General features: G+C 75.4%; 4 protein-coding genes. All 4 read right to left on the bottom strand.

Features of this window, described 5'->3' with window-relative positions; genetic code table 11:
• Positions 1–751, bottom strand: a 751-nt coding sequence (gene truB / locus HLB09_RS14390; protein WP_171204024.1) for a tRNA pseudouridine(55) synthase TruB, incomplete at its 3' end; no start/stop codon positions are given.
• Positions 748–1,305 (bottom strand): 30S ribosome-binding factor RbfA, encoded by a 558-nt coding sequence (gene rbfA, locus HLB09_RS14385; protein WP_171204023.1) that lies wholly within the window; start codon positions 1,303–1,305, stop codon positions 748–750. The genes truB and rbfA, both read right to left, overlap by 4 nt.
• A gap of 77 nt (positions 1,306–1,382) precedes the next feature.
• Positions 1,383–1,679, bottom strand: a complete 297-nt coding sequence (locus HLB09_RS19505; protein ID WP_171204022.1) for a DUF503 domain-containing protein — start codon at positions 1,677–1,679, stop codon at positions 1,383–1,385.
• 122 nt (positions 1,680–1,801) lie between these two features.
• Positions 1,802–3,833: translation initiation factor IF-2 (infB, locus tag HLB09_RS14375; RefSeq protein WP_171204021.1), on the bottom strand; the 2,032-nt coding region annotated here is incomplete at its 5' end.

The following is a 3,833-nucleotide window of genomic DNA, read 5'->3' as shown; positions in this document are numbered from 1 at the left end:
CCTCGGGCGTCCGCCCGGCGTCGCCGCGCGCGTCCACCGCGGCGGCCAGCTCCGCGAGGGGAGCCGCCCCGTCGAGGTCGTAGGGGCCGACGCGCGTGCGGCGCAGCGCGGTGAGGTGCCCCCCGGTCCCCAGGGCTGCGCCGAGGTCGCGGGCCAGGGCCCGGACGTAGGTGCCCGAGCTGACGACGGCCCGGACGTCGAGGTCGAGGACGGGCCGACCGCTCGCCCCGGTGCCCCGGGACGTCCCGCGCACCTCCAGCGCGCTGACGACGACGGGCCGGGCCGCGAGGGCCACGTCCTCGCCGTCGCGGGCCCGGGCGTAGGCGCGCCGGCCGTCGACCTTGATGGCCGAGACGGCGCTCGGCACCTGGGAGATCGGCCCGCGCAGCGCGGCGAGGGCGTCCGCCAGCGCCGAGCCGTCGGGGTCGACGCCGCGCGCGCCCGCCGCCGTCCCGACGTCCGGCAGCAGCTCGCCCTCGGCGTCGTCGGTCGTCGTCGCCTCCCCGAGGCGCACGACCGCGTCGTAGGCCTTGTCCGCGCCGACGAGGTGCGTGAGCAGGCGCGTCGCGCGCCCGACGCCGAGGAGCAGCACACCCGTCGCCATCGGGTCGAGCGTGCCCGCGTGCCCGACGCGGCGGGTGCCCGCGAGGCGGCGCACGCGGGCCACGACGTCGTGGCTCGTCATCCCGCCCGGCTTGTCGACGACGAGGAGCCCGCCCGCGGGCTCGGGGCCGCTCCCCCGGCGGCTCACCGGCGGCGGGCGCGGACGTCCGGGTCGAGGACGTCGTCGCCGAGCCGGTCCGCCCCGGGCCGGGCGTCGGGGTCGTGCTCGACGTCCTCCACCTCGTCGTCGTCGAGGTCCTCGTCGTCGTCCTCGTCGAGGAGGGCGGGGTCGTGCCGGTAGGGGTCGGCCTCGCCGGCCGGCTGCGCGGAGGCGGCGAGGACGGCGACCGCCGCGTCCTGCTCGCGCGCGGTGCGCAGCAGGTCCTCGATGGCCTGGGCGTTCTCCGGGACGGCGTCCTCGAGGAACTCCAGCGTCGGGGTCAGCCGGACGCCGGTGCGCCGCCCGACCTCCGAGCGCAGCACGCCCCGGGCGCTGGCCAGGGCGGCTGCGGTGGCCTGCTTCTGCACGTCGTCGCCGAAGACGGTGTAGAAGACCGTCGCGTGCTGCAGGTCGCCCGTGACCCGCGCGGCGGTGATGGTGGTGAAGCCCAGCCGCGGGTCCTTGATGCGGCGCTCCAGCGTCTCGGCGACCACCACCTTGATGCGGTCGGCGAGCTTGCGGGCCCTCGCGGGGTCGGCCATCGGTCCTCCTCGGCTGGCGGGGCGGCTCGCCCCGGTCGTGCGTCCGTGCGGTCGTGCTGGTCCGGCGGCGGCCGGCCCTAGTCGTCGGTGTCCGAGCGCAGCAGCCGGTGGGCGTCGAGCAGCTGCAGCTCCGGCCGGGCCGCGACGAGCCGCTCGCAGCGGTCCAGCACCTCGTGGCACCGGTCCGCCGTCGCGGCGACCACGGCCGCGGAGACCTCCGCGCGCCGGTGCAGGTCCAGCGAGCCCGTCTCGGCGACGGCCACCTCGAGGCGGCGCAGCTCGGCGACGAGCGGGCGGACGACCGACCGCTTGCCCTTGAGCGAGCCCACGTCGGGCGGGAGCAGCAGGTCGCAGACGAGGACGCCGACGAACACCTCGCCCCTCCTCCCCGGACCTCCCGTGCGGTGCCGGTCGTGCCGTGCTGGTCGCGCTGGTCGTGCGAGCGCACCGCCGGGCGCCCCCGCGGAGGGGGCGCCCGGCGGTGCCGCCGTGCGCGTCAGGCGCGCGGCTTCTCGCGCATCTCGTACGTCTCGATGACGTCGTCGACCCGGATGTCGTTGAACGACCCCAGGCCGATACCGCACTCGAAGCCCTCGCGGACCTCGGTGGCGTCGTCCTTGAACCGTCGCAGCGAGTGGATCGCGAGGTCGTTGCCGTGCACGACGCCGTCGCGCAGCAGCCGTGCCCGCGCGTTGCGCCGCACCTCGCCGGTCCGCACGAGGCAGCCGGCGATGTTGCCGAACTTCGAGGAGCGGAAGACCTCGCGCACCTCGGCGGTGCCGAGCTGCACCTCCTCGAACTCGGGCTTGAGCATGCCCTTGAGCGACTGCTCGACCTCGTCGATCACCGCGTAGATGACCGAGTAGAACCGCAGGTCGACGCCCTCGCGCTCGGCCAGCTCGGCGACCCGCGGGGCGGGGCGCACGTTGAAGCCGACGATGATCGCGTTGTCGACCGTCGCGAGGTTGACGTCGTTCTGGGTGATGGCGCCGACGCCGCGGTGGATGATCCGCAGCGCGACCTCGTCGCCGACGTCGATCTTGAGCAGCGCCTCCTCCAGCGCCTCGACCGAGCCGGACCCGTCGCCCTTGATGATGAGGTTGAGGTTGTCGACCTTGCCCTCCGCCAGGGCGGCGGTGAGGTCCTCGAGGCTGATGCGCTTGCGGCGCTTGGCCAGGAGGGCGGCGCGCTCGGACGCCTCGCGGCGCTCGGCGATCTGACGGGCCGTGCGGTCGTCGGACGCGACGATGAACGTGTCGCCGGCGCCGGGGACCTGCGTGAGGCCCAGCACCTGCACCGGGCGGGACGGGCCCGCCTCGGAGACGTTCTCGCCGCGCTCGTCGAGCATGGCGCGCACGCGGCCGTGGGCGCCGCCGGCGACGATCGCGTCGCCGACCCGCAGCGTCCCCGACTGCACGAGCACCGTCGCCACGGAGCCGCGGCCCTTGTCGAGGTGGCCCTCGATGGCGACGCCGCGCGCGTCCTTGTCCGGGTTGGCCCGCAGGTCCAGCGCCGCGTCCGCCGTGAGGAGGACCGCGTCGAGGAGCCCGTCGATGTTCTGGTTCTCCCGGGCGGAGACGTTGACGAACATCGTGTCGCCGCCGTAGTCCTCGGCGACGAGGTTGTACTCGGTCAGCTGCTGCTTGACCTTGTCCGGGTTGGCCCCGTCCTTGTCGATCTTGTTGACCGCGACGACGATCGGGACGCCGGCCGCCTGGGCGTGGTTGAGCGCCTCGACGGTCTGCGGCATGACGCCGTCGTCGGCCGCCACGACGAGCACGACGATGTCGGTGACGTCGGCGCCGCGGGCGCGCATGGCGGTGAACGCCTCGTGGCCCGGGGTGTCGATGAAGGTGATGGCGCGGTCCTCGCCCTCGTGCTCCTTCACCACCTGGTAGGCGCCGATGGCCTGCGTGATGCCGCCGGCCTCGCCCGAGACGACGTCCGCCGAGCGGATGGCGTCGAGCAGGCGCGTCTTGCCGTGGTCGACGTGGCCCATGACGGTCACGACCGGCGGGCGCGCCTCCAGGACGTCGTCGCCCTCGCCCTCGAGCTCGCCCGCGAGGTCGATGTCGAAGTCGGCGAAGAGCTCGCGCTCCTCCTCCTCCGGCGAGACGAGCTGGATGTCGTAGCCCAGCTCGGAGCCGAGGAGCTTGAAGGTGTCCTCGTCGAGGGACTGCGTGGCCGTGGCCATCTCGCCGAGGTGGAAGAGCACCGTGACGAGGCTCGCGGGGTTGGCGTCGATGCGCTCCGCGAAGTCCGTCAGGGTCGCGCCCTGGCGGATGCGGATGACCGTCGAGCCGTCGCCGCGGGGGACGCTGACGCCGCCGACCGACGGCGCCTGCATCGCCTCGTACTCCTGGCGCTTCGCGCGCTTGCTCTTGCGCCCGCGGACGGGACGGCCGCCGCTGCGGCCGAAGGCGCCCGCGGTGTTGCCGCGACCGCCGCCGCGGCCGCGGAAGCCGCCGCCCGCGCCGGGGGGGCCACCGGGGCCGCCGCCGCCGGGACGACCGCCCGCACCGGGACGA

The organism is Pseudokineococcus marinus (genome assembly GCF_013004605.1).
Lineage (GTDB): Bacteria > Actinomycetota > Actinomycetes > Actinomycetales > Quadrisphaeraceae > Pseudokineococcus > Pseudokineococcus marinus.
This window is presented reverse-complemented; position numbering and strand designations above follow the sequence as displayed.

Excerpts from the sequence above, each read along its gene's own strand:
- rbfA (WP_171204023.1), bottom strand. The coding sequence starts at position 1,305 with ATGGCCGACCCCGCGAGGGCCCGCAAGCTCGCCGACCGCATCAAGGTG.